Here is a 25,446-nt window from a genome sequence, read left to right on the forward strand (position 1 = left end):
ACGACTGGACCGTGTGAGGTCTTAGGCGACGCGTAGAAAAAGGGGCCAGAGCCAGAGCCAGAGCCAGAGCCAGAGCCAGAGCCAGAGCCAGAGCCAGAGCCAGAGCCAGAGCCAGAGCCAGAGCCAGAGCCAGAGCCAGAGCCAGAGCCAGAGCCAGAGCCAGAGCCAGAGCCAGAGCCAGAGCCAGAGCCAGAGCCAGAGCCAAGCAATGAGCGTGACTATGAGTTTGACTCCTTCTCACTTGATGAGTTGGGCGAGTTTGGCGAGGATGACGCACTAAGCGCTGCGCTTGAAGAGCAGCGCGAGCTAGAATCTTATTTAGATGAGCAGCAAGAGGGTGACGCCGCCAAGGAAACGGAAACGCCTGAGCGTGATGAGCGAGATATCAGTGATCTCGACGATGACGATCACCAAGTGGGTGGCTTAAACATGGAGGCACTGCTCTCCGAGTCAGACGATGACACGCCACTGGACCTTTCCTCACTGTCCGATGAAGAAGCGGCAGTGTGGCAGGCTGATAATGAACCTGAGCCTGAAGCAGAGAGTGAAGACTGGAGTCAGCAACCCGCAATAGATCCTGCCTCACTGGAAACCTTTGAACTCGAAGAAGCCTTAGACGAGGATCTACTGGGTGAGGGGGAAGCAGAAAGTGAGCTGATTGGTGAAGAGCAAGAAGAAGATGACTACATCAGCATTGAAGAGCTTATGCGAGATGATGGTTCTACGCCAGATATCGATCCTGATAAAGCGGAAATGAACCTGAATGTGGGTTTAGATGAGTTTCCTGATGTGTTAGAAGATATTAGTGCCATTGATGTGGACGGTGATACTGCAAGTACTGAAGCATCAACGAATCTTGACCTCGCCAAAGCGTATTTGGAAATGAACGATGTCGATGGGGCGATTTCTTTGCTCGAAAAAGTGATGCAATCGGGCAACAAGACCTTGCAGCAAGAAGCGCGTCAGTTGTTAGAACAGCTGAGGTAGTGAAAAAACAGGTAGCGAGAGCTGCCTGTTTCTTTATGACGGCAGTGATGGCGAAGCACGCGCTTTTAACCTGCAACTCGAAGGCTTTATGGGTATAATGCGGCGCCTTATTGACGAGTAACGAGAAGGCAGGGCATGAGATTCGCGTTAGGCATTGAGTATGATGGTGCTCAGTTTTACGGTTGGCAGAGGCAACGAGAAGTCACCAGTGTGCAGGAACACCTCGAGCGTGCTTTATCGACGGTTGCCAATCACCCTGTCGCCGTACAGTGTGCGGGACGTACCGACTCTGGCGTGCATGGAACAGGACAAGTGGTGCACTTTGACACTGACAATCAACGTCCTTTAAAAGCTTGGACGATGGGTGTCAATGCGAATTTACCGGATCCGATTGCAGTGCGATGGGCTAAGCCCGTGACAGACGAGTTTCATGCCCGTTTTAGTGCCACTGCGCGACGCTATCGTTATGTCATTTATAATCATCCCTTGCGCCCGGCGATCTTAGCCAAGGGAGTCAGTCATTATCACGCTGAACTTGATGAAACCTTAATGCACCGAGCCGGTCAGTATCTACTTGGGGAGAATGATTTTTCCTCATTCCGTGCCGCTCAGTGTCAATCGAAATCCCCTTGGCGGAATTTGATGCATTTATCGGTCAACCGTCAAGGGCGCTTTATCGTGATTGATATTAAAGCCAATGCGTTTGTGCATCATATGGTGCGCAACATCGTGGGGAGTTTAATGGCGGTCGGTCGTCAAGAGCAGCCTCCTGAGTGGGTGGCTTGGCTGCTGGCACAAAAAGATCGAACCCAGGCTGCTGCGACCGCGAAAGCTGAAGGCTTGTATTTGGTTGAGGTGGACTACCCCGAAACATTTGGGTTGCCTCGCTCACCCATTGGCCCCTTGTTTTTGCCGGATTAGGTGATTGTGTCGGCAAGTACGCTGTACGCATACAGCACGGAGACAGAATAGGTAGTACCAGTTTTTTATCCCAAGTCTGACGGACTTGTGATTTAATTCGGTCTAATTTGTTACGAATCCAAGATAGCTGTCCGTTCGCGAGAGTTATCACTAAGTAAAGGTTGTCCATGAGCTGGCTAGAAAAAATATTAACCAAAAGTAATATTGGTTCATCACGCAAGGCGTCGATTCCAGAAGGTGTGTGGACCAAGTGTACGTCGTGTGATCAAGTCCTCTATCACGCTGATGTCGAGCGTAACTTGGAAGTCTGTCCAAAGTGTGAACACCATATGCGCATGCCAGCACGCCGCCGGCTCGACGTGTTTTTGGATAAAGACGGGCGTGAAGAGATTGCCAGTGAGCTTGAACCTAAAGATGTGTTGAAGTTTCGCGATTCGAAAAAGTACAAAGATCGCTTAGTGTCGGCGCAAAAAGCGAGTGGTGAAAAAGACGCCCTTGTGGTCATGAAAGGCAGCGTGTTTGATGTACCCGTGGTGGCCTGTGCCTTTGAATTTAAATTCATGGGCGGCTCGATGGGGGCCGTTGTGGGCGCTCGCTTTGTTAAAGCGGTGGATGCTGCGATCGAAAACAACTGCGGTTTGGTGTGTTTTTCTGCCAGTGGCGGTGCGCGTATGCAGGAAGCGCTAATGTCACTGATGCAAATGGCAAAAACAAGTGCCGCATTGGAACGCCTTTCTCGCCACAACCTGCCGTTTATCTCGGTATTAACTGATCCGACATACGGTGGTGTGACGGCAAGTTTTGCCATGTTAGGTGATATCAATGTGGCCGAGCCTAAAGCGATTATCGGTTTCGCGGGGCGTCGAGTCATTGAACAGACCGTGCGTGAGAACCTCCCTGAAGATTTCCAAACTAGTGAGTTCTTGCTTGAGCATGGCGCGATTGACATGATTGTCGACCGCCGAGAAATGCGTCAACGCTTAGCGGGTCTGCTTGCCAAATTGAATAATCGTCACTCACCACTGGTGGTCGATGTAGAACAAGGCAAGCCTGATCTTGAGCCTGAAGCGGCACCGCCTTCTCAAGAGCAATAATTGACCGTGTCCCACGGCGCTATCCTTGGTATCATTTACCCATCATGGAGTAACTGACCAAGCCAATGTCTGAACAACAACACCCAACAGCCACGTCCTATTTAACGACGTGGCTGTCTTATCTCGAAAGCATCCATACCAGTGCCATCGATCTTGGCCTTGAACGCGTCGCGGCAGTGGCCGAAAAAGCGCAACTGACTAAGCCAGCGCCGACAGTGATTACTGTCGCGGGAACCAATGGTAAAGGCACAACCTGTGCGCTGCTAGAATCGATTTTGCAGCATGCGGGTTATCGCACAGGTGTCTATAGCTCCCCGCATCTCATTCACTATAATGAGCGAGTACGCATTAATGGCAAATGGCTCGACGATGCTGCGCACAGTAAAGCGTTCGCGACGATTGAAAAAGTGCGTGGTGAGACCAGCCTGAGCTTTTTCGAGTTCGGCACCTTGGCTGCATTGCAGCTGTTCAAGCAGCACGCATTGGACGTCGTGATTTTAGAAGTTGGCCTTGGTGGACGCCTTGATGCTACCAATGTGGTTGAGCATGACGTATCGGTGATCACCAGCCTTGCGCTCGATCACTGTGATTGGTTAGGTGATGATATTAACCAAATCGGCCACGAAAAAGCAGGTATCTTCCGAGCGGATAAACCTGCTGTTTGCGGTCAGCCTTCTCCACCGGCGAGCGTGGCTGCACACGCTGACAGTATTGGCGCCGAGCTACACCAGCTGGGTTATCAATATCACTATACGCTCACTGATGATACCTGGTGTTGGGCGGCAGGGGCGTTTGAACTGACTGCGTTGCCTATCCCTGCAATACCATTACAAAATGCCGCCACTGCATTGATGGCTTTGGGCGTTGCCGATTTGGAGATTGCAGACACGCACATCTCTGACGGGTTAGCCTCGGTGTCGGTACCGGGGCGAATGCAGGTTGTCGCCAAGGCGCCTTACACTGTGTTTGACGTTGCTCATAATCCGCACGCGGCCGCTTATTTGGCAGAGAAGTTGGCTGAGTGCAAAGCGGAACGCGGCGGGCACGTGCATGCGGTGGTGGCCATGTTATCCGATAAAGACATGGCGGGTACCTTAGCCTGCCTGGACGGTATCGTGGATCACTGGTATCCCGCATCGTTATCTGTGCCCCGAGGCGCCCCCGCCGACAGCTTGCCTGTATCGGCATCACAACAGTTTGCGTCACCCAGCGAGGCCTATCAGCAGGCGTTAAAACACGCTGAACCTGCGCGAGACTGTGTGGTCGTATTTGGGTCGTTTCATACCGTTGGACAGGTAATGAGCGAGCTTAACTAAAACGGAGTCATTGTGGCCAGTAAGTTACAAAAAAGAATCGTTGGTACCTTGGTGTTGGTGTCTATCGGTGTGATAGTGCTGCCAGATGTGCTTGATGGCAAAAAAGAGCATTATCAAGAGAGCTATGAGAGTATCCCGCTACGGGATGATTTTGACAGTGAGGTGAGCCAAACACCGATTCAAGCACCACAAGTGGTTGAGGTCGAGGCGCCAGACACCAAGGTTAAAGAGCATCAAACAAACGCAACGGACAGCGAGCCTGCGTCTAAACCGGTGTCTAGTGAAACAGCCTCTTCGTCAGTCAGTGACCAAAAAGGGGCGTGGATGATCCGGCTCGGTACCTTTCGCAACCAAGACAACGCACGACGTTTGGTCAAACAATTACGCGAAAAAGGTTACCAAGCACATATCTTACCCAAAGACATTCAGCCAGATGACTTAGCCAAGGTGGTCGTAGGGCCTCACGTCTCCAAATCGGCGCTAGAATCGCAACTGACTGATTTGCAATCTTTGACAGGATTGAAGGGTCAATTGCGTAAATTTGACCCACTCACCCAATAAGAAAACGTTTGCGTGAGCATTTTTTCTGTTAGAATGCGCACGTCTCGAGCAAGTGAATACGATGAATTGGATTGATTACCTCATTATTGGCGTCATTGGTTTTTCGGCGCTAGTTAGTGTGATTCGAGGCTTTGTTAAAGAAGCATTGTCATTGGTGATATGGTTTGGTGCGTTTTTTATCGCCAGTCAGTTTTATACGCAACTGGCGGTTTACCTGACCAATATCGAAGATGCCGTTATTCGTAATGGTAGCGCAATAGCCTTGTTGTTCATTGCCACCTTAATTGTGGGGGCGGTGGTCAATTATGTGATTGCTCAGTTGGTAGAGAAAACCGGGTTGTCTGGTACCGATAGGGTGCTGGGTATGGTGTTTGGGAGTGTGCGTGGTGTACTCATTATTGCCGCGATGCTCTTCTTTCTGGATGCCTTTACGTCGGTGGCTCACACCCAAGCATGGGGGCAGTCGCAACTTATTCCTAACTTTGCGGTAGTGATTGAATGGTTTTTCCACTATCTCGAGAACAGTTCCAGTTTCTTACCTGAGATCGCCGGATCTTAGGATGATATTCGCGTAACAAGGAATCGCTGACATGTGTGGTATTGTTGGAATCGTTGGTAACACCCCGGTCAATCAGTCCATTTATGATGCACTGACGGTGCTACAACACCGGGGACAGGATGCAGCCGGGATTGTCACTATTGACGACAATCGTTTCCGGCTTAGAAAAGCCAATGGCCTCGTAAAGGATGTGTTTCAACTTAAGCATATGCAGCGCTTACAAGGCCAAGTTGGCATTGGGCATGTGCGTTATCCAACCGCGGGGAGTTCGAGTGCGTCAGAAGCGCAGCCTTTTTATGTGAATTCTCCTTACGGTATTACCCTGGCGCACAATGGCAACCTCACCAACGCGCAAGACTTGCGTCAGTCGCTATTCGAGAAAGATCGTCGCCACCTTAATACCACCTCTGATTCTGAAATCCTTCTTAATGTCCTTGCCCACCAGTTATCAACCGCGACATCGCATCCATTAACGGTTGACGATATGTTTGCCGCGGTAGCGTCCGTGCATCGACAAGTGTCGGGGGCTTATGCGGTCGTGGCCATGGTCATTGGCCACGGTGTGATAGCGTTTCGTGATCCTAAGGGCATTCGGCCACTTTGTTTAGGTAAACGCGATACGGAGGCCGGCACTGAATACATGGTGGCGTCGGAGACAGTGGCGTTGGATGCGGTCGGGTTTGATTTTGTCCGTGATGTGGCACCCGGTGAAGCTATCTATATCACGCTGGATGGACAACTGCATACCAGTCAATGTGCGGATGCGCCGAGTTTAAACCCCTGCATCTTTGAATTTGTCTACTTCTCTCGCCCGGACTCCTTTATAGATAAGGTTTCCGTATACGGTGCACGCATCCGTATGGGACAAAAACTGGGGGCTAAAATCCAACGAGAGTGGGATGATGTTGATATTGATGTGGTGATCCCCATTCCAGAGACCTCCTGTGACATCGCCTTGGAGATTGCCCAAGTGCTCGGTAAGCCTTACCGCCAAGGCTTTGTCAAAAACCGTTATGTCGGTCGGACCTTTATTATGCCCGGGCAACAAATGCGTCGGAAATCGGTGCGCCGTAAACTCAATGCTATTCGTTCTGAATTTAAAGACAAACGCGTTCTGTTAGTCGATGATTCGATAGTCCGCGGCACCACCTCGGAGCAAATTATCGAAATGGCGCGCGAGGCCGGGGCAAAAGAAGTGTATATGGCATCAGCCGCCCCCGAAGTGCGTTTTCCTAACGTCTATGGCATCGACATGCCCAGCGTTAACGAGCTGATCGCCCATGGTCGTGAAGTCGATGAAATTGGTCAATTGATTGGTGCGGATGGCTTGGTCTACCAAGATCTTTCTGACTTGGTGACAGCGGTTGGCGAAGCGAACCCGGCTATTGAGCGCTTTGAGACGTCCGTATTCAGCGGTGAATACGTCACTCAGGATGTCGATCAAGCTTACCTCGAGTATATACAAAGTTTGCGGAACGACGATGCGAAAACGGTACGCGAGCAGCAGCAAGAGCTGGCTAACTTAGAGATACATAACGAGGATTAATTGAAAACGCCGCGATATCTATCGCGGCGTTTTTCAGTGTTAGCCCGTTGAGTGTATGTCGATTAATGGGTAAAGACTGGGCCCATGCCGACATTCCAAAGGATGACAGAGGCAGCAAGGATCGCGACCAGCAGTACTAACCCGCAAGTGACGACAGAGCTCGCATAGATAAACCCTCGTTCTTCAGGGATCTCCATCAATATCGGTACCCCCGTGTAGAGGAGGTAGACAGAGTAGGCAATGCCAATCAAGCCGACGATCATCACAAACCACACCACCGGGTAGAGCGTGGCCAGTCCTACCATAAAAATGGGCGTCGCGGTATAGGCGGCCAGTTCAAGACACTGAGTGTAAGTTGGGGCAGAACCGAACGTGCGACTCATCCACAATGTGAGATAGGCCAACGCGGCCACACCACCCAATAACGCGAGATACATGGCACTGGCGATGAACAGTGCGCTTTGCGGGGTCATAAAGATGGGATCCCCTGCGCCGATCTGCCAGCCAATATGGACGCTCGCGTAATAGGCACAAACAGGCGGGATTAACCCAAGTAACAACGCGTGACCAATGCTGTTTGAGGCGGCCTCGTGCCGCTCGCCAATCGCTTTCCATTCCTTTTTGGGATGGGTATATAACCCCAATAAATGACTCAATATCATAGTAACCCCGCTCGTTATTCCCTCAGTGAAGTCAGGTGCAACGGTCGGCGCACGACGCCTCAAGTAAAACGTCTTCTCTGCTGGCGTGCGGAGACAGATGCCGTATACACTCTTCTTTAATAAGGAATAGTTGTTGGTGTCTCAATTGGCAAGTTTTCCTCCCGACAAAAAATCGCCTTGCTGCGCTTTTCTGACTGGCTCGATATTAAGACAATACCGATATACATTCTTGTGATAGACATCATGTATTAATTGTTATAAGTCTTACTTTTAATACAGAGTAGCGTACTCTTATAGTGTCATTGATTTTCAAGCCTTTTTTATGCTGCCGATAAATGGCTTTGACGATTCACCTGCTTGAATGCTAAGAAAATTATTATTTTAAACAGCTGTTTATAGAGCGCTACTGAATTAAATCTCATTAGCGGTCACAGGTGTGTCTGAATTCAACTACGATTAGTGCAGTGAGAATGAAAACAGCCGCTGCTTTGCAGTCCTGGAGGAGAGCGTCGTGTTGCATAATAAAGAGATCTTAATCGTTGAAGATGATCCCGTCTTCAGTCGGATGATTGCGTCTTTTCTCGAAAGAGAGGGAGCGGTAGTACGTGAGGTTGAAAATGGTTTAGAAGGGTTGCAAGCGCTAAGACAGTCGATTCCTGACCTATTGATCAGTGACCTGTCGATGCCAGTGATGACAGGCTTAGAATTCGTTGAGGAGGTGAGCCTTGAATATCCAATGCTACCTATGATCGTGATCTCTGGCACCGGGGGGATGGCTGATGTCGCCCAAGCGCTTCGCTTTGGGGTGAAAGACTTTCTGATCAAACCGATTGAAGATATTAATGTGGTTAAAAAAGCCATCGAGACGGTGGTTGATGATGCGAACGACGATGTTCACGCCAGCGATGATTTTAGTCAGCAATGGTTTAAAGTGAGCGAGGATACGGATCGCGGGGCATCAGAGACAGAGCTCAAGTGGCACCTTGATGCCTTACGCCATAACCCAGGCAGCGCACGTGAGTTATTAATGGGGCTGATGCCAGAGCCCGATTCGCAACAAGGTGCTTGGCGTCTTTCTTACCATTCACTGCAATCGGCAGATGCCAACCCCATTGTATTGGATTATGCTTGGTTGATGGGCGGGAAAATGGCCTTTTATGTGGTCGACTCTGCCTCCGCAGAGGAAGACGGCACCGCGACCACCTTGATGATCCGTGCGTTTTTTAATGATTTTGTCCGCTCAGGTGATGTCAATGAAAGAGGATTTCTCACCTTGGTAAAACGGATCGAGGATGCGATTCGAGCCTCAGCCTACACATCGCCGGTTCGTGCGATGTTCGGTGTATTAAACACCACCGATAATCAGCTTGATATTTTACCGGCGGGGATAAAAGCCACGGTCGATAGCTGTGGAGCGACAAGCCTTGTTCACAGTGATCATTGGTTGGGGCGCGATGCGTTCTCGAGCCAATTTCAAAGCGTCGATCTTCAATCAGGTGATGCGCGTGTGTCGCTGAATGAAGTTGGCTTGAACAGTTTTAGCGTCGATATTCAAAAAATCGCCTAACGATTCAGCGGTACCATGTCGAATCGTTAACCCTAAGCAAAGGTGAGTGGCTTTGATTGGCGCTCGCCTTTGTTGCTGTGTGGGCCTAACATCCGTATACTCTCGTCGCTCTGGACAGGCTGCCACTGTCGATAGACATCAGGGACAGAACGACATGAAACATTGGTATTTACTTTATTGTAAGCGCGCGGAACAGCAACGCGCAGAGCAAAATTTGAAGCGCCAAGGCGTTGATTGTTACTACCCGACCGTGACGGTGGAAAAGTTGCGTCGAGGCAAGTGTCAGCAAGTTGAAGAGCCACTCTTCCCCAACTATGTGTTTGCCTGCTTTGATCCCGACCTTGTGCAGTACACAAGTGTTCGCTCCACGCGTGGTGTGGTTGATTTCGTTCGCCAAGGTGCGTACCCGGTCAAGGTCGACTTGGCGTTGATCCAACAGCTGATGACGATGGAAGATTGTGACGAACAACGTGACGCACTCTACCAAGGCTTCAAGCCTGGACAGTCGGTGATGATTGAGCAGGGGCAGTTTGCTGGAGCGGAAGCGATCTTCAAAGAAAAAGACGGCGAGAAACGCTGCATTTTGCTGATAAATATACTTAGCAAGCAAACTGAACTTTGTATCAATAACTCCGATATCAGCGCCTCCAGTTAACACGCTCTCCCGGTTTGGCTGCTACACTCATCAAGGTATAGCTTTGAATGAGGGAGGCAGTCGTTGGAGTCGGTGCTTATCGTTGAAGACAGCCGGTCGTTTCGCATGCTGGCTGAACAACAGGTGAGAAAAGCGGGTTTTGCCACTGTGACCTGTACCTGCCTAGCAGAAACGAGGGATGTGCTAGATCACCACACAACCTTTCTCTGTGCGATCCTCGACTATAATTTGCCGGATGCTCACCACGGCGAAGTCATCGATCTCTGTTTAGCCGTCGGGCTTAAAGTGGTTGTCCTCACCGCCTCGCAAACAGAGAAAACGCGTGATGAGATACTATCAAAGCCCGTTATCGATTATATCCCCAAAGACAGTAGTCATTGTATTGATGCGGTTTGCCGACTCGTTAAGCGATTGGCTGACAATCAAGGGCACCGTGTGCTGGTGGTTGATGACTCTGCCTCGATACGTAAACGCATCTCTGCGTTGTTAGCGCGTCAGTATCTAACCGTATTGGAAGCTGAAAATGGTGAGCAGGCACTTGACGTGCTGGAAAAAACGCCAGATATATCGCTGATTATCACTGATTACGAAATGCCGAAAATGGATGGCCTTCAGCTTGTGTATGCGCTTCGTAAGAAAGATACCGAGTGCTCACAGGCAATCATAGGCTTGTCTGGACATAATGATAGTGCGCTAACGGCACGTTTTCTCAAAGCAGGGGCGAACGATTATCTGCCCAAACCGTTTAATCAGGAAGAGTTCTTCTGCCGCGTGCATAGCTGTTTGAATGCGATTGATACCGAATGGCGGTTATTTCTCTTGGCGAATACAGATTTTCTCACGCAGCTTTGGAATCGACGCTATTTTTTTGAGCGGGGTGACCAGCTTGCAAATGAAGCGCGTAAGCATTTGGCGATTATTGATATTGATTACTTTAAACGTATCAATGATGACTTTGGTCATCATATCGGTGACGATGTGTTGGTTGAGGTCGCGCAAATGCTGGCAGACGCGTTTCCGGAAGACACGGTCGCCCGATTGGGAGGAGAAGAGTTTTGTGTATTATCGCTTCGTGATTTGACGGTGTTTCAGCAATCGCTAGACTCTTATCGCCAATCATTCGCCGAACGCCCCGTACGAGTGTCAGATCAGACGCTGAAAGTAACGGTGAGCATTGGCGTGGACTCTCAAGCGGCCTCTCTCTCACGCCTTTTACACACTGCAGATCAAGCCTTGTATCAGGCAAAAGCATCTGGCCGGAATCAAATGGTGGTGCATCAAGGGTAAATGTCTATTTTGTCTAAAAAGTGACACGAAATAACGCATAAAGTGTGCGATCGGTTGTTGGTGTTGCGTCAAATATCTGCGAGATGTGTGTCATTGTTGAGAAATTTGCGCAATTTCTGTCTACACGCACTCAATTGCCCTTACCCTGTACCGCTTCTTGCCCCGTTGCGTGCATTGTCGCGCAAAATTAACGTGAAGACGTGGTGCGTTGCAGATGGAATATAAAGTGTTGGTTGTGGAAGATAGTCGACCTTTCAGGCGGTTACTTGAAGCCGAGATACGAAAGGCCGGATACATCCCATGTATAGCAAACTCAATCGAACAAGCAGAGACGATCCTCAACCAAGAGACCGACTTTCTTTGTGCTATCCTCGACTACTGCCTGCCTGATGGGCAGGACGGTGAAATCATTGACGTATGTTTGTCGTTGGACATAAAAGTGATTGTACTCACTGCGATGATGGATGCTCGGACTCGGGAACGTGTGCTAGCCAAAACCGTGATTGATTACATCCCCAAAGATAGTCCCTCGTGCGTGTCATCGATAGCGCCGTTACTCAACCGCCTAGAAAAGAACCATCAGCACCATGTGTTAGTTGTGGATGATTCGCTGACAGCCCGTCGTTACGTGCGCAGCTTATTAGAGCGGCAATACCTCAATGTCCTTGAGGCCCAAAATGGCCAAGAGGCATTGGCTATGGTGCGGCGCGATAAGCGAATTTCTTTGGTGATTACCGATTACACCATGCCAGAAATGGATGGAGTGAGTGTGGTTAAGGCATTACGCAAACTGAAAACAGACGGCCAGTTGGCGATTATAGGCTTATCGGGTGAGGAAGATCCCAGCTTAACGGCGCGGTTTTTAAAAGCGGGTGCGAATGACTTTTTGGCCAAACCGTTTAACCAAGAGGAATTTTATTGTCGCTTGCACAGCACACTGAATGCGCTCGATACCGAGCGTCGCCTATTCAATATGGCCAATACGGATTATTTAACCCAAGTGTGGAATCGACGTTACTTTTTCGAGCACCCTCACACACGCTCACACAAGGGACCGAGGAGTTTGGCGCTGGTCGACGTCGATCATTTTAAAAAGATCAATGATCAATTTGGGCATCATATCGGCGATATTACGCTGATTGAGCTGGCAAAGATGATGAAACGCTATTTTCCGGAGGACATGGTCGCTCGCTTCGGTGGGGAGGAATTCTGTATCCTCTACGGCAATGACGAGCAGAGCTTTGTGCGCCGGCTTGAGGCGATGCGAGAAGAATTGGAAAAGACCGTTTGGTCACCCTATGATAAGGCGTTTTCAATCACCATCAGTATAGGGATGGTCCATGCCGATGCCCGTATTGATGAACTTGTTCAGCGCGCAGATAGGTGTTTGTACCAAGCCAAGGCAGGGGGACGAAATCAGCTCATCCAAGATGGACAAACGGATTTAGTATCCTGAAAAAAAAAGAGGGCCAGTTTGACCCTCTCTCATGCTAGTGACCATCGTGGTATTGCTCACAGGCCATGAGCGTATTTTCAATCAAGGTCGCGACAGTCATGGGGCCCACGCCACCTGGGACAGGGGTAATATGGCTAGCCTTTTCATAGGCAAGCTCATATTCGATGTCGCCGATAAGCTTGCCGTTTTCCATGCGGTTAATGCCCACATCAATCACAATGGCGCCGGGCTTGATCCAATCGCCAGGAATAAACTTAGGCTTACCGACCGCCACAACCAGCACATCGGCTTGTCGAACATGGGCTTCTAAATCCTGGGTAAACCGGTGGCACGTTGTGGTTGTACAGCCCGCCAATAGCAGTTCTAACGTCATCGGGCGGCCAACAATATTGGAGGCACCCACGATCACCGCATGTTTACCACGAAGAGGGACATTGTAGCGGTCTAGGAGGGTAATAATCCCTTTTGGTGTGCAAGAACGCAGGGTTGGCATGCGTTGACACAAGCGACCGACATTGTAGGGATGAAACCCATCGACATCTTTGTCTGGGCGGATGCGCTCCAATACGGACGTGGCATCAATCCCTGCAGGTAAGGGCAGTTGGACGAGAATGCCATCAATGCTGTCATCCGCATTTAAGGTGTCAATGAGTGAGAGTAACTCTTGTTGAGAGCACGAAGCCGGGAGGTCGTAAGACCTTGACACAAAACCGACTTCATCGCAGACACGACGTTTACTGCCAACATAAACCTGGGAGGCAGGATCGTCTCCGACCAGAATTACCGCCAATCCGGGGGCTCTACGTCCCGCTTGAGTGCGAGCGGAAACGCGGGCGGCAACCTCTCGACGCACGGTTTGCGCGATCAGCTTTCCATCAATGAGTTGTGCGGCCATAACTATCCTTCGGCTAAAGCAATGTTGGCAATAGTGTGACAAAAAACGCACCTAAAAGCTATTACGCAAACGTTTGCTAATGCAGTTTAATGAGGGGGAAGGCAAAAAAAAGCACTCAGCCGATCATGCTCGCACGATGCTTGACGAAACTGAAACACGAAAAGCATCAATTTCGCGTTCTCGCCTCACCGCGTCGCATGAATACATAGCCAGTAAATGATGTGGTTTTGAGCAACCACGTCAAGATTTTAGGGAAAAGCGTTGACGACGCCTAACGTCGCTTTATAATCCACGCTGCGTAAAGACAGTGCGCCCTTAGCTCAGTTGGATAGAGCAACGGCCTTCTAAGCCGTGGGTCACAGGTTCGAATCCTGTAGGGCGCGCCATTCTGCTTTTTTCCCTGTTTGTCTCACCGAACTGCTCTGAAAATAACCAAACACACATAAAACCGTAAAAAGTGTGATCCCACGCGGTTGAATTGTGAGATATCACCCCAATTTTGATATTGAAACGCCATCGGTCGCCCCTTGTCTCGACTCAGTTGACGGGTGCCGCTATAATAGCGCGTCTTAATTTTCAGTCTCGGATGAGATAGCTCGATACGCCATTTGCGTGTATCCGGATTCGCAGGGGCTATGACGGATTCATAGCTCAGATGATGCCACCAGTAAAACTGGTAAACATCACTCAGTACCCCTGAGTAAATTTGAGGTTAAATTTATAATGCAAGTTACCGTTGAAACCACCGAAGGCCTTAAGCGCCAAATGACCATCACAGTGCCTGCTGCCAACATCGATGACGCAGTCACTAAAGAGCTACGCAATATCGCTAAGAATCGTCGTTTTGATGGTTTCCGTAAAGGTAAAGTTCCATTGAAGATGGTGTCACGCATGTACGGTGACACAGTACGCCAAGACGTGCTGGGCGAAGTGATGCAGCGTCACTTCATCGAAGCCATGATTCAAGAAAAAGTGAACCCAGCAGGGGCGCCAAGCTTTACACCCGTTGAAAACGAAGCGGGTAAAGATTTGGTCTTTAAAGCTGACTTTGAAGTGTACCCAGAGGTTGAGCTTCAAGGCCTAGATGCTATCAGCGTTGAGAAGCCAAAAGCAGACGTTCAAGAAAGTGATGTGGACGAGATGCTTGATACCCTGCGCAAGCAACAAGCGAGCTGGGTAGAAGCAGACGGTGAAGCGAAAGACAACAGCCGTGTCACCTTAGACTTTGTGGGTACCATCGACGGTGAAGAGTTTGAAGGCGGTAAAGCTGAAGGCTTCCAACTAGAAATGGGCCAAGGTCGTATGATCCCAGGCTTTGAAGACGGCCTAGTGGGTAAAAAAGCGGGTGAAGAATTCACTATCGATGTGAACTTCCCAGACGACTACCACGCTGAGAACCTAAAAGGTAAAGCGGCGCAGTTTGCGATTAAACTGCACAAGGTGGAAGAGCAAGAGCTACCTGAGCTGACAGAAGAGTTTGTACAGCGCTTTGGTATTGCCGATGGCAGCGTAGAAGGCCTGAAAGCGGAAGTGCGTAAAAACATGGATCGCGAGCTCAAGCAAGCGATCAAGAACAAGGTGAAAGAGCAGGTACTTGACGGCTTGGTTGAGCAAAACCAAATCGACGTACCGTCTGCGCTGATTGAGCAAGAAATTGGCACCTTGCGTCAGCAAGCGGCACAACGCTTTGGCGGCAACATGGATAGCGCTTCTCAGCTACCACGTGAGCTGTTCGAAGAGCAAGCTAAACGCCGTGTAAGCGTCGGTCTTCTGCTTGGGGAAGTGATCAAGTCAGAAGAGCTTGAAGCTGATGATGAGCGTGTTAAAGCACTGATCGAAGAAATGGCATCTGCGTATGAAGATCCAGCAGAAGTTGTCGCTTACTACGAGAAAGACGAGAAGCTGATGGAAAACATGCGCAACGTCGCGCTAGAAGAGCAAGCGATTGATGCGCTACTGGCAAAAGCCACTGTCACCGAAGCTGAAGTCGGCTTTAGTGACTTGATGAACGCTTCTCAGCAAGCTTAATCAAGGTTAAAAAACGTTTGTGTCGCATTGACACTGCGTAAATGGATTTGCTTACAATGGCCCTAATGACTTGTCATTTGGGCCATTTTTTCCATCTACTGCGTCGCTATATTGGCCGCTTAACCGTCAAGAGTGCGAGACGTTTTAGCCATAAAAAACCTCGCTGGATCATTAAGCTGCGTGCATCGATTTAAGATTTTAGTGACCTGTTACAGCGTTTTGTGCTAAACCTTGGTTAAGGCAAGAGTTATAACGAATTCGATTAGGGATATTACGCTATGAGCCAACAACACAATAATGCCATGCCGCCAATTATGGACGCCCTTGTTCCTATGGTGGTGGAACAAACCTCGCGCGGCGAGCGCTCTTACGATATATACTCTCGCCTGCTAAAAGAACGCATCATCTTCCTCACTGGGCAAGTGGAAGATCAAATGGCAAATTTGATTGTGGCGCAGATGCTGTTCTTAGAGTCAGAAAACCCAGAAAAAGACATTTATTTGTACATCAACTCGCCAGGTGGCGTGGTCACGGCAGGCATGGCGATCTATGACACCATGCAGTTTATCAAGCCTGATGTCAGCACCCTGTGTACGGGCCAAGCGTGCTCAATGGGATCGTTCCTGTTGGCGGGTGGAGCCAAAGGCAAACGTTATTGCCTACCGAATTCACGGGTCATGATTCACCAGCCGCTGGGGGGCTTCCAAGGCCAAGCGTCTGACATTGAAATTCATGCCCAAGAAATGATCAAAACCAAGCACCGCCTCAACACCCTGTTGGCTGAGCACACAGGCCAGCCGATGGAAGTGATTGAACGTGACACCGACCGTGATAACTTCATGGCGGCACAGGAAGCGGTGGACTATGGCTTGGTTGACGCCGTATTAAGTCAACGAGACTAAACCCAACATGCCTTAGGGCGTTGAAATCAAGCAAGCTGCGTGAACAAGCGCAAAGCTTGTCAGTGGTTGGGTCGGAAAAAGTGGCCGATTTGTTGTAAACTCAACATAAGGCAACGACGGGCAAAGGCCCCAAAGAGGTTAGCGAATGACAGACAAGCGAAAAGACGGTGGAAGCGGAAAGCTGCTTTACTGCTCATTCTGTGGTAAGAGCCAACACGAAGTTCGTAAGTTAATTGCCGGGCCATCGGTCTACATTTGTGATGAGTGTGTTGACCTGTGTAATGACATTATCCGTGAAGAAATTAAAGAAGTGATGCCAAAGCGCGAGGGAGATAGCTTACCCGCGCCGAGTGAAATTCGTGCACACCTTGACGATTATGTCATTGGCCAAGAGCAAGCGAAAAAAGTGCTCTCGGTTGCAGTCTACAACCACTACAAACGCTTGCGAAACGGTGACAAAAGCGCAGATGGCGTGGAGCTGGGCAAGAGTAACATCTTGCTGATCGGCCCTACCGGTAGTGGTAAAACATTACTGGCCGAAACGCTTGCGCGCTTTTTGGATGTGCCATTTACCATGGCAGACGCCACCACATTGACCGAGGCCGGTTATGTCGGTGAAGACGTGGAAAACATTATCCAGAAGCTGTTGCAAAAGTGCGATTATGATGTCGCCAAAGCGGAGCGTGGTATCGTCTATATCGATGAGATTGACAAGGTCTCTCGTAAATCCGACAACCCGTCTATTACCCGAGACGTTTCTGGGGAAGGGGTGCAACAAGCACTGCTTAAATTGGTAGAAGGAACAGTCGCGTCGATTCCTCCTCAGGGAGGACGTAAGCATCCACAGCAGGAATTTTTGCAAGTAGACACGTCGAAAATCCTGTTTATCTGTGGCGGTGCGTTTGCGGGGCTCGATAAAGTGGTTGAGCAGCGTGTCGATACAGGCTCTGGCATTGGCTTTGGTGCGCAGGTTAAAGGCGCCACGGACCGTTCAGCCGATGAGTTCTTCGGCAAAGTTGAGCCCGAGGACATGGTGAAGTATGGCCTGATCCCTGAATTTATTGGCCGTCTACCCGTCACCGCGGTGTTGAGAGAGCTTGACGAAGATGCCTTAGTGCAAATTCTGCGCGAGCCGAAAAACGCGTTGACCAAGCAGTATGGCGCGTTGCTTGAACTCGACGGGGTGGAGCTGGAGTTTCGAGACGACGCACTGCGTGCTATCGCCAAAAAAGCGATGGAGCGTAAAACGGGTGCACGTGGCCTACGCTCGATTGTCGAAGCTGTGTTGTTGGATACCATGTACGACTTACCGTCAATGAAAGACGTGAGCAAAGTGGTGATTGACGATTCAGTGATCCGAGGCGAATCTGCACCTCTACTGATGTATGAACACACGGATAACCAAGCGGCGGGTGGCGAGTAATATCGTTACACAAGGTTATCAGTGATATAGAAAAAGGGAGTGACAACTCCCTTTTTTATTTTCTGACGGTTGAGCCGTTGAAACCTGTCCAACAGACCCCATATACTCATAATCAGATTGAACGGAAGAGAGAAGCATATGAACTTGGAGCGTTCCGAGCGCATTGACATTCCGGTGCTGCCACTTCGGGATGTGGTGGTTTATCCTCACATGGTGATCCCGCTTTTTGTGGGAAGGGAAAAGTCGATACGCTGCCTTGAAGCGGCGATGGACAACGACAAACAGATTCTACTGGTTGCGCAAAAAGATGCCGCCACTGATGATCCAAGTATCTCAGATTTATACACCGTTGGGACGGTGGCAACCATTCTCCAGCTTCTTAAACTTCCAGATGGCACGGTGAAAGTGCTGGTTGAAGGGATGCAGCGTGCGCGCATCGATCAGTTTAGTGAAGATGATTTCTTCACTGCGCAGGCCGAGTATTTGACCACGCCAAGCTTGGATGAGCGTGAGCAGGAAGTGTTGGTTCGCACGGCGATCAGCCAGTTTGAAGGCTTTATCAAGCTCAACAAAAAGATCCCGCCAGAAGTACTGACATCCTTAAATGGCATTGAAGAGGCGGCGCGTCTTGCTGATACCATTGCTGCCCACATGCCGCTTAAGCTTGAAGACAAGCAAAACGTGTTGGAAATCGTTGATATTTCCGAGCGTCTCGAATACCTGATGACCATGATGGAGTCTGAGATTGACTTGCTTCAGGTTGAGAAGCGCATTCGTGGACGCGTTAAAAAGCAAATGGAAAAGAGCCAGCGCGAGTACTACCTCAATGAGCAAATGAAAGCCATTCAGAAGGAGCTGGGTGAGCTGGATGATGCGCCGGACGAGTTTGAAGCGCTGAAGCAGAAAATCGAAGAATCAAAAATGCCGCAGGAGGCGCGGGAAAAAACCGAGCAAGAACTGCAAAAGCTGAAAATGATGTCTCCGATGTCGGCGGAAGCCACCGTGGTACGCAGCTATATCGATTGGATGATTAGTGTGCCATGGGCAAAACGCTCAAAAGTGAAAAAGAATTTAGCCCGCGCGGAAGAAGTGCTCAATGCCGACCACTATGGCCTTGAGCGCGTCAAAGACCGTATTTTGGAATACCTCGCGGTACAAAATCGGATGAAGAAGCTGAAAGGCCCGATTCTTTGCTTAGTGGGACCGCCAGGGGTGGGTAAAACCTCGCTAGGGCAGTCTATTGCTCGCGCCACTGGGCGTAAATATACCCGTATGGCGTTGGGTGGCGTACGTGATGAAGCGGAAATCCGTGGCCATCGTCGCACCTATATCGGCTCATTGCCTGGCAAGCTTATCCAGAAGATGTCGAAAGTGGGCGTCCGTAACCCGCTGTTCCTGCTCGATGAAATCGATAAGGTGTCGTCTGACATGCGTGGCGATCCCTCATCGGCGCTGCTTGAGGTGCTTGATCCTGAGCAAAACAATGCGTTTAACGATCATTATCTAGAGGTTGACTACGATCTCTCGGATGTGATGTTCGTGGCCACATCTAACTCGATGAATATCCCCGGCCCACTGCTGGATCGGATGGAAGTGATCCGCCTGTCTGGTTACACCGAGGACGAGAAGCTCAACATTGCTAAGCAGCATTTGATTGACAAGCAAGTGGCTCGTAATGGCTTGAAACCGCATGAGATCACGATTGAAGACTCGGCCATTGTCGGCATTATTCGTTACTACACACGCGAAGCGGGCGTGCGTAACCTTGAGCGCGAGATTTCTAAACTTTGTCGCAAGACGGTCAAAGAAATTCTGCTTAATAGCGAGCTCAAGCAAGTGACGGTGACGGATGAGAACTTGCAAGATTACTTAGGCGTCCGCCGCTTTGATTATGGTAAAGCGGATGAGCAAAACCGGGTTGGCCAAGTGACTGGGCTTGCTTGGACCGAAGTGGGTGGCGACTTGCTCACTATCGAGACCGAAGCGATGCCAGGTAAAGGCAAACTGACGCACACAGGCTCGCTGGGCGATGTGATGCAAGAGTCGGTGCAAGCGGCGATGACCGTGGTGCGTAGCCGTGCTGACAAACTGGGTATCAATAGCGACTTTTACGAGAAGCGTGATATTCATGTCCACGTCCCTGAAGGCGCTACCCCGAAAGACGGACCGAGCGCAGGTATCGCGATGTGTACCGCGTTAGTTTCAAGCTTAACCGGTAACTCCGTGCGTTCCGATGTGGCAATGACCGGCGAGATCACCTTACGTGGTGAAGTGCTCCCGATTGGTGGCTTGAAAGAAAAACTATTGGCTGCGCGTCGTGGGGGTATCAAAACCGTTGTCATTCCAAAAGAGAACGAGCGCGATCTGGAGGACATTCCTGCCAACGTCAAAGAGGACTTATCTATCCATCCAGTGCGCTGGATTGATGAGGTTTTAACCATTGCGCTAGAGAATAATCCGCTCGGTATTGAGCTGGTTAACGCCGAAAAGAGTGACATGCAGCAAAATTAAGCAACGTAAAACGCTGACAGGCAGTAAAAGGCTTGTCAGCGTTTTTTTTGCTCGCTAACGTTGCTTTGACGCATTGCCTGCATGGGGCGGGCAAGCGCGCTTTCAACGTCTTTCGTCGACAAAGCGTCTGTTATTGAATACCGCAACATTGATAGGTTTGCGGAGATGTAATCTAAGGGGATGAAAAAGTGAATAAGTCGGAACTGATTGATCATATTGCAGAAGGTGCGGATATTTCTAAGGCCTCAGCGAACCGTGCATTGGATGCCTTCGTCGAGGCGGTGTCTGACACGTTGAAGTCAGGCGACCAGGTCGCGCTAGTGGGCTTTGGCACCTTCTCTGTACGCGAACGCGCTGCACGCAAGGGCCGTAACCCACAAACGGGCGCTGAAATTGATATCGCGGCGGCCAAAGTACCAGGCTTTAAAGCGGGTAAAGCGTTAAAAGACGCCGTTAACGAGTAATCCTCGTGACTCGCTGCCGAATTATTCGCGTTTGACGGGGCGCTAGAGCTGCAAAGCCACTAACAACCGCGTATAATTCGGCGCACAAGAGCGTAAAGGCGCATCACATGATGCGCCTTTTTAGTTGAAAGACAACCAGCCCAAACCAGTTGGAGTACCGGCCAGTTATGATGGAACGTATACGCGAAGGCACCAATAGTCTTGCGGTGAAGATCATTTTAAGCCTTATCATCTTTTCCTTTGCTTTTGCCGGTGTCGGCAGCTATCTGGCAGGCGGTTCCAACCCGCCCGCTGCAACCGTCGGTGATAAAGAAATCAGCCGTGCAGAGCTCGATCGAGCTTATCAAAACGAACGTGCTCGTATGCAGCAACAAGCCGGAGAGCAGTTTAACCAACTGCTGGGCAACCCAGAGTATGTGAAGCGTTTTCGTCAAAATATCTTAGATCGAATGATCAATGACTTGCTGTTAGAGCAGGCGGCTAGCGAACTCGGTTTACGTGTGAGTGATGCGCAAGTCAAAGCGGCGATTAGAGCGATGCCACAGTTCCGTCAAGGCGGACAGTTTAATAACGATCGTTATCAGGCCGCTCTGCGCCAAACGGGCATGAGTGCCGATGAATTTGCCAACTATATGCGCACAGACTTAATGCGTCAGCAGCTGGTTAATGGCCTACAAGGCTCAGGCTTTGTCTTGCCCAGTGAGTTAGAGAATCTGTATCGCTTAGAGGCGCAAAGCCGCCAAGTGCGCACCATCACGCTCCCAGTGGCTGATTTTGCAGAGCAGGTATCGCTAACGGACGACGAGCTGGAAGCATACTATCAAGCTAACCGAGACGATTATATCCAGCCTCGCATGGTCAAAGTCGCTTATGTAGAGCTCACGGGGGAGGGGCTGGCTAATGAGGTTCAGGTCTCGGATGAAGCCATCGCGACTTATTACCAAGAGAACCAGTCTCAGTATGGCTCACAAGAACGTCGTAAAGTGAGCCACATCCTGATTGAAGGGACAGGTGATGAGGCTAAAGCCAAAGCCCAGCAAGCGCTAGAGCGCCTGAATCAAGGCGCCGCATTTGCTGCTTTAGCGAAGGAAATGTCTGATGACACCTTCAGTGCTGAGCAGGGTGGGTCGCTGGACTGGATTGAACCTGATGTGATGGATCCGGCGTTCGAGAACGCGGCGTATGCGCTGTCAGAGAAAGGCGATGTCTCTGGGCTCGTTCAATCTGACTTTGGCTATCATATTATCCGTTTAGACGATATTGATCCGGCGGATGTGACACCGCTTGCAGAGGTAAAAGACGATATCCGAGCCGAATTGCAACAAGCGCGCGCGGCGGATCGTTTCTACGCGCAGTCTACCACACTGGCTGAAGTCGCTTTTGAAGAGGCGAATGGTTTGGAGCCTGCGGCTGATGCGGTGAACAGCAAGGTGCAGTATACCGATTATTTTGCGTTAGACGCGGCGACTGGCTTGATGGCTCGTCCTCAGATCCAGCAAGCACTTGACAGCTATGACGTACGTGAAAACGGGCTTAACTCAGAGTTGATTGAGTTGTCTGGGGAGCATGCGATTGTTGTGCGCCTTGATGATGTGAAGCCGGAAAAACAGCTTAGTTTTGCGGAAGTGAAAGACCAAGTTCGCGAAACGCTCGCCGCCGAGAAAGGCCAAGAGCAAGCAAAAGAAACCGCCGGTGACTTGATTGCCCAACTCGAAGAAAGCGGTGAGGTAACGGGGAGCGATTACACCTTCAGTGCCCCCATCACACTCAACCGTGTTTCTCAGCAACAAGCCGTCGCTGAGCTGGCGTTTTCTCTGCCACAGCCAGCATCTGACAACGCCAGCTATGGCGTGACGCAAAACCGTCAAGGTGATGTGGTGGTTGTGGCACTGGATAAGGTGATGGTGCCTGAGGTGCCAGATATCAGCCCGCAAAGCCAAATGGCGGCGCGTGTTCAACGCGCGATGAGTAACATGTCACTGTCTGCGACCTTACAAGCGTTGCGCGAAGAGGTGGATGTGACTTACGCGGAGTCAGATACCCAGTAAGCGAGTGGGCAGCAGGAGTTCGATCTCTCTCGCACCCTCTTTGCTTGAGTAAGAAAAACGGCGCTAGGACTTTGTCCTGCGTCGTTTTTCTTTTATCGCTCACATGCAAATAGGCGAGCGCAGACTTAGGGTAAGGCTGACATTTCTACAAGGAGTGAAATCATGAAACACCTTTTATCCTGTCTGTTCTTTGCCCTTGCGTTGGTGACGGCGCCGGTGAGTTGGAGTGCTGATGAAAACGCCGCTCAAGCGACTGAGCAAGTTGAACGTCTTTCCGTTAACATCAATACCGCGAGTGAGCAGCAGTTATCAGAGCAACTCAAGGGGATTGGCCCGGCGAAGGCCAAGGCCATTATTGAGTATCGCCAAGCCCACGGTGAATTTAGCTCGCCAGACGCACTGATGGAGGTCAAAGGCATTGGTCCCTCAACATTGGATAAAAACCGAGACCTCATAAAGGTGTAACCATACTCGCGCAAAGTGGTGTTTGGCGCTTTGCGCGAATAATACTTGTGTCTGCTGGCTTGAATGCACACAATGACAGCGATGTGTAGCATGGTAGCAGGATGCGATGACTCAAAAACAAAGCCACTTTTTTGCCCACCTTGCGCGAATGAAGCTGATTTATCGTTGGCCACTGATGCGCAATGTTTCCGCCGAAAACATCTCTGAACATAGTTTACAGGTTGCCTTTGTGGCGCATGCGTTAGCGTTAATCAATAACAAACGCTTCAATGGTCACTATCAACCCGAGCGTATCGCGGTATTAGCGATGTTCCATGATTGCAGCGAAGTGATCACGGGTGACTTGCCTACCCCAGTAAAGTACTTCAATCCATCCATTGCGGGGGAGTATAAAAAAATAGAGAAAATGGCCGAGAAAAAGCTTATCGCGATGCTGCCGCCTGAGTTACAAGAGGAATATAGCGGGCTAATAGACTCAGACCACATCGCGCCGGATGATTACCAACTGGTGAAACAGGCCGACACCTTATGTGCTTATTTAAAATGCCTGGAAGAGATTGCAGCAGGGAACCATGAGTTTGAGCAAGCGAAGAAGCGGCTGGAAGCCTCGTTAGAGAAAAGGCGCTCTCCGGCGAGCGATTACTTTATGGCCACTTTTGTGGATAGTTTTACACTGTCGTTGGATGAGATCAGTGATGATGGATTTTGACCTATCTGACGCCTGGCAAATTCGCCAGATGACAAATGAGCAGAAAAAGCGTCGTCATGATAAACGCACGGCGTACCAACGCGATCGTGCGCGGATTCTGCACTCAGCTGCCTTTCGACGCTTGCAAGCAAAAACCCAGGTGCTCGGTGCCGAGCACAGCGACTTTTATCGGACTCGGTTAACCCATTCACTTGAGGTCTCGCAAATTGGTACCGGCATCGTCGCGCAGCTCAAAGAGAAACAACCAGCATTTCGCCCACTACTTCCGTCGACCGGTTTGATGGAAAGCCTCTGTTTGGCTCACGATATCGGTCATCCACCTTACGGCCATGGGGGCGAAATCGCATTGAATTACATGATGCGCAATGACGGAGGGTTTGAGGGCAATGCGCAAACTTTTCGCATTGTTACGCTGCTTGAGCCCTATACACAAGCTCACGGGATGAACTTGGCGCGTCGCACCTTACTGGGAGTGATGAAGTACCCTGCGTTGATCAGTGCCGCTCACAATGGCAATCAGCCTGCGCCGGTTAATGACTTTCGCCATCTTAAAGCGCGGGAGTGGCAACCTGCTAAGGGCATTTATGATGATGATAAAGCGCGGCGAGATTGGGTGCTTGCGCCGCTTAATGAAGCGGATCGCGCGTTATTTTTAACGTTTCGTGATCACACGGCCGCCGACCAACACCGCAAAACACGCTATAAATCTCTCGATTGCTCCATCATGGAGCTGGCCGATGATATCGCTTATGGCGTCCATGACTTGGAAGATGCCATCGTGATGGGCCTAGTGACGAGGGAGCAATGGCAAGAGTCAGTAGCAAGCCATTTGGCAGAGTGTGGTGACCCATGGCTCGAGGCCAACATTGGTGAGCTAAGTGAGCAAATGTTTGGTCCTCCGTACGAGCGTAAGGACGCGATTGGCGCCCTGGTCAATACGTTATTGACCTCAGTGGAGGTCGCGCCGACCAATCAAGATGGCACCCACAGTTTTACCTCTCCGCTATTGGCGTGGAATGCCTATTTGACTGAGGTCATGGCCGGTGTTTTGGAGGTGCTAAAGCGCTTTGTCAGTGAATTTGTGGTTAAACAGCCAGAGCTTCAGGTGGTGGAGTACAAGGGCCAACAGTTGGTCATGGAGTTGTTTGATGCCTTTGCCTCTGATCCCGAGCGTTTGTTGCCGACGGATTATCGACGCGACTGGCTGGCCGCCCGAGCGAACGGCCAATCAGGGATGCGAGTGATTGCCGATTACCTGTCGTCGATGACTGACAGCTTTGCGCAAAAGCTCCACAGCACCATGTTTACCGCTGCCAGTAATGGTCCGCTGTACGCGATTCGCTAGCGATCGGGGACGAGCGTGGGTGATGACGCCCTCAGTGTGCGGGAC

Annotated in this window: 23 protein-coding genes and 1 tRNA gene; 21 read left to right on the plus strand and 3 right to left on the minus strand. The window is 50.3% G+C overall.

The window, feature by feature from the left end:
* Positions 1 to 209, minus strand: a 209-nt coding sequence (locus EHW58_RS07010) for a hypothetical protein (protein ID WP_194163211.1), incomplete at its 3' end; no start/stop codon positions are given.
* A gap of 40 nt (positions 210 to 249) precedes the next feature.
* Here EHW58_RS07010 and EHW58_RS07015 point away from each other — a divergent pair.
* The 7 genes from EHW58_RS07015 to purF all read left to right on the plus strand — a co-directional run bounded on the left by EHW58_RS07015 (position 250) and on the right by purF (position 6,984).
* On the plus strand, positions 250 to 987 hold the full coding sequence (locus tag EHW58_RS07015; RefSeq protein ID WP_077638777.1) for a FimV/HubP family polar landmark protein: 738 nt from the start codon (positions 250 to 252) through the stop codon (positions 985 to 987).
* A gap of 135 nt (positions 988 to 1,122) precedes the next feature.
* Positions 1,123 to 1,908: a tRNA pseudouridine(38-40) synthase TruA gene (gene truA, locus EHW58_RS07020; protein ID WP_077638778.1), complete on the plus strand. Its 786-nt coding sequence runs from the start codon at positions 1,123 to 1,125 to the stop codon at positions 1,906 to 1,908.
* A gap of 167 nt (positions 1,909 to 2,075) precedes the next feature.
* The gene (accD, locus tag EHW58_RS07025; protein WP_152795637.1) at positions 2,076 to 3,002 is read left to right on the plus strand and encodes an acetyl-CoA carboxylase, carboxyltransferase subunit beta; all 927 of its coding nucleotides are present in this window, start codon (positions 2,076 to 2,078) and stop codon (positions 3,000 to 3,002) included.
* 65 nt (positions 3,003 to 3,067) lie between these two features.
* Positions 3,068 to 4,318 carry a bifunctional tetrahydrofolate synthase/dihydrofolate synthase gene (gene folC / locus EHW58_RS07030; protein WP_152795640.1) on the plus strand — a complete coding sequence of 417 codons (1,251 nt, stop codon included), beginning with the start codon at positions 3,068 to 3,070 and terminating at the stop codon, positions 4,316 to 4,318.
* Between the two features lie 12 nt (positions 4,319 to 4,330).
* On the plus strand, positions 4,331 to 4,879 hold the full coding sequence (locus tag EHW58_RS07035; protein WP_077665876.1) for an SPOR domain-containing protein: 549 nt from the start codon (positions 4,331 to 4,333) through the stop codon (positions 4,877 to 4,879).
* Between the two features lie 61 nt (positions 4,880 to 4,940).
* Positions 4,941 to 5,438, plus strand: a complete 498-nt coding sequence (locus EHW58_RS07040) for a CvpA family protein (RefSeq protein ID WP_069362063.1) — start codon at positions 4,941 to 4,943, stop codon at positions 5,436 to 5,438.
* A gap of 31 nt (positions 5,439 to 5,469) precedes the next feature.
* Positions 5,470 to 6,984 carry an amidophosphoribosyltransferase gene (gene purF, locus EHW58_RS07045; protein ID WP_152795642.1) on the plus strand — a complete coding sequence of 505 codons (1,515 nt, stop codon included), beginning with the start codon at positions 5,470 to 5,472 and terminating at the stop codon, positions 6,982 to 6,984.
* Positions 6,985 to 7,046: 62 nt separating this feature from the next.
* Here the strand turns inward: purF and EHW58_RS07050 are convergent, their stop codons facing one another.
* Positions 7,047 to 7,646, minus strand: coding sequence for a Yip1 family protein (locus tag EHW58_RS07050; RefSeq protein WP_152795643.1), 600 nt, complete (start codon positions 7,644 to 7,646; stop codon positions 7,047 to 7,049).
* 511 nt (positions 7,647 to 8,157) lie between these two features.
* Between EHW58_RS07050 and EHW58_RS07055 the strand changes: the two genes are divergently transcribed.
* The 4 genes from EHW58_RS07055 to EHW58_RS07070 all read left to right on the plus strand — a co-directional run bounded on the left by EHW58_RS07055 (position 8,158) and on the right by EHW58_RS07070 (position 12,611).
* Complete coding sequence (locus tag EHW58_RS07055; RefSeq protein ID WP_172970021.1) at positions 8,158 to 9,213, plus strand: response regulator; 1,056 nt, start codon at positions 8,158 to 8,160, stop codon at positions 9,211 to 9,213.
* A gap of 154 nt (positions 9,214 to 9,367) precedes the next feature.
* Positions 9,368 to 9,868, plus strand: a complete 501-nt coding sequence (gene rfaH / locus EHW58_RS07060; RefSeq protein WP_152795645.1) for a transcription/translation regulatory transformer protein RfaH — start codon at positions 9,368 to 9,370, stop codon at positions 9,866 to 9,868.
* A gap of 72 nt (positions 9,869 to 9,940) precedes the next feature.
* Positions 9,941 to 11,155, plus strand: coding sequence for a diguanylate cyclase (locus tag EHW58_RS07065; protein ID WP_370517149.1), 1,215 nt, complete (start codon positions 9,941 to 9,943; stop codon positions 11,153 to 11,155).
* 214 nt (positions 11,156 to 11,369) lie between these two features.
* Positions 11,370 to 12,611, plus strand: a complete 1,242-nt coding sequence (locus EHW58_RS07070) for a response regulator (protein ID WP_046075251.1) — start codon at positions 11,370 to 11,372, stop codon at positions 12,609 to 12,611.
* A 34-nt stretch (positions 12,612 to 12,645) separates the two neighbouring features.
* On the opposite strand, the gene folD is transcribed toward EHW58_RS07070, so the two are convergent.
* Positions 12,646 to 13,506: a bifunctional methylenetetrahydrofolate dehydrogenase/methenyltetrahydrofolate cyclohydrolase FolD gene (folD, locus tag EHW58_RS07075; RefSeq protein WP_046075252.1), complete on the minus strand. Its 861-nt coding sequence runs from the start codon at positions 13,504 to 13,506 to the stop codon at positions 12,646 to 12,648.
* A gap of 309 nt (positions 13,507 to 13,815) precedes the next feature.
* Here folD and EHW58_RS07080 point away from each other — a divergent pair.
* The 10 genes from EHW58_RS07080 (at position 13,816) to EHW58_RS07125 (ending at position 25,401) form a co-directional block, all read left to right on the plus strand.
* Positions 13,816 to 13,892, plus strand: a tRNA-Arg gene (locus EHW58_RS07080).
* A gap of 337 nt (positions 13,893 to 14,229) precedes the next feature.
* A complete protein-coding gene (gene tig, locus EHW58_RS07085) occupies positions 14,230 to 15,534 on the plus strand; it encodes a trigger factor (protein ID WP_152795647.1) in 1,305 nt (434 codons plus the stop codon).
* Between the two features lie 278 nt (positions 15,535 to 15,812).
* Positions 15,813 to 16,436: an ATP-dependent Clp endopeptidase proteolytic subunit ClpP gene (clpP, locus tag EHW58_RS07090; protein ID WP_046075254.1), complete on the plus strand. Its 624-nt coding sequence runs from the start codon at positions 15,813 to 15,815 to the stop codon at positions 16,434 to 16,436.
* 145 nt (positions 16,437 to 16,581) lie between these two features.
* Entirely contained in the window at positions 16,582 to 17,859 is a 1,278-nt protein-coding gene (gene clpX, locus EHW58_RS07095; RefSeq protein WP_046075255.1) for an ATP-dependent protease ATP-binding subunit ClpX, read from the plus strand.
* 138 nt (positions 17,860 to 17,997) lie between these two features.
* Positions 17,998 to 20,370, plus strand: a complete 2,373-nt coding sequence (gene lon, locus EHW58_RS07100) for an endopeptidase La (protein ID WP_152795649.1) — start codon at positions 17,998 to 18,000, stop codon at positions 20,368 to 20,370.
* A 188-nt stretch (positions 20,371 to 20,558) separates the two neighbouring features.
* A complete protein-coding gene (locus EHW58_RS07105; protein ID WP_046075257.1) occupies positions 20,559 to 20,834 on the plus strand; it encodes an HU family DNA-binding protein in 276 nt (91 codons plus the stop codon).
* A gap of 167 nt (positions 20,835 to 21,001) precedes the next feature.
* On the plus strand, positions 21,002 to 22,882 hold the full coding sequence (gene ppiD, locus EHW58_RS07110) for a peptidylprolyl isomerase (protein WP_152795651.1): 1,881 nt from the start codon (positions 21,002 to 21,004) through the stop codon (positions 22,880 to 22,882).
* 162 nt (positions 22,883 to 23,044) lie between these two features.
* Positions 23,045 to 23,347, plus strand: a complete 303-nt coding sequence (locus EHW58_RS07115) for a helix-hairpin-helix domain-containing protein (protein ID WP_108744016.1) — start codon at positions 23,045 to 23,047, stop codon at positions 23,345 to 23,347.
* Between the two features lie 106 nt (positions 23,348 to 23,453).
* Positions 23,454 to 24,056 carry a 5'-deoxynucleotidase gene (gene yfbR / locus EHW58_RS07120; RefSeq protein ID WP_046075260.1) on the plus strand — a complete coding sequence of 201 codons (603 nt, stop codon included), beginning with the start codon at positions 23,454 to 23,456 and terminating at the stop codon, positions 24,054 to 24,056.
* Positions 24,043 to 25,401: an anti-phage deoxyguanosine triphosphatase gene (locus tag EHW58_RS07125; RefSeq protein ID WP_152795653.1), complete on the plus strand. Its 1,359-nt coding sequence runs from the start codon at positions 24,043 to 24,045 to the stop codon at positions 25,399 to 25,401. The genes yfbR and EHW58_RS07125 overlap by 14 nt, the downstream gene beginning before the upstream one ends.
* The last annotated feature ends 45 nt before the right edge of the window (positions 25,402 to 25,446 follow it).

Origin of the sequence: Salinivibrio sp. VYel1 (assembly GCF_009377945.1) — a bacterium.
GTDB classification, from domain to species: Bacteria; Pseudomonadota; Gammaproteobacteria; order Enterobacterales; family Vibrionaceae; genus Salinivibrio; species Salinivibrio siamensis.

Excerpts from the sequence above, each read along its gene's own strand:
- clpX (WP_046075255.1), top strand. The coding sequence starts at position 16,582 with ATGACAGACAAGCGAAAAGACGGTGGAAGCGGAAAGCTGCTTTACTGC.
- EHW58_RS07070 (WP_046075251.1), top strand. The coding sequence starts at position 11,370 with ATGGAATATAAAGTGTTGGTTGTGGAAGATAGTCGACCTTTCAGGCGG.
- EHW58_RS07115 (WP_108744016.1), top strand. The coding sequence starts at position 23,045 with ATGAAACACCTTTTATCCTGTCTGTTCTTTGCCCTTGCGTTGGTGACG.
- folC (WP_152795640.1), top strand. The coding sequence starts at position 3,068 with ATGTCTGAACAACAACACCCAACAGCCACGTCCTATTTAACGACGTGG.
- EHW58_RS07050 (WP_152795643.1), bottom strand. The coding sequence starts at position 7,646 with ATGATATTGAGTCATTTATTGGGGTTATATACCCATCCCAAAAAGGAA.
- truA (WP_077638778.1), top strand. The coding sequence starts at position 1,123 with ATGAGATTCGCGTTAGGCATTGAGTATGATGGTGCTCAGTTTTACGGT.
- folD (WP_046075252.1), bottom strand. The coding sequence starts at position 13,506 with ATGGCCGCACAACTCATTGATGGAAAGCTGATCGCGCAAACCGTGCGT.
- rfaH (WP_152795645.1), top strand. The coding sequence starts at position 9,368 with ATGAAACATTGGTATTTACTTTATTGTAAGCGCGCGGAACAGCAACGC.
- ppiD (WP_152795651.1), top strand. The coding sequence starts at position 21,002 with ATGATGGAACGTATACGCGAAGGCACCAATAGTCTTGCGGTGAAGATC.
- tig (WP_152795647.1), top strand. The coding sequence starts at position 14,230 with ATGCAAGTTACCGTTGAAACCACCGAAGGCCTTAAGCGCCAAATGACC.
- purF (WP_152795642.1), top strand. The coding sequence starts at position 5,470 with ATGTGTGGTATTGTTGGAATCGTTGGTAACACCCCGGTCAATCAGTCC.
- EHW58_RS07125 (WP_152795653.1), top strand. The coding sequence starts at position 24,043 with ATGATGGATTTTGACCTATCTGACGCCTGGCAAATTCGCCAGATGACA.
- yfbR (WP_046075260.1), top strand. The coding sequence starts at position 23,454 with ATGACTCAAAAACAAAGCCACTTTTTTGCCCACCTTGCGCGAATGAAG.
- lon (WP_152795649.1), top strand. The coding sequence starts at position 17,998 with ATGAACTTGGAGCGTTCCGAGCGCATTGACATTCCGGTGCTGCCACTT.
- EHW58_RS07040 (WP_069362063.1), top strand. The coding sequence starts at position 4,941 with ATGAATTGGATTGATTACCTCATTATTGGCGTCATTGGTTTTTCGGCG.
- accD (WP_152795637.1), top strand. The coding sequence starts at position 2,076 with ATGAGCTGGCTAGAAAAAATATTAACCAAAAGTAATATTGGTTCATCA.
- clpP (WP_046075254.1), top strand. The coding sequence starts at position 15,813 with ATGAGCCAACAACACAATAATGCCATGCCGCCAATTATGGACGCCCTT.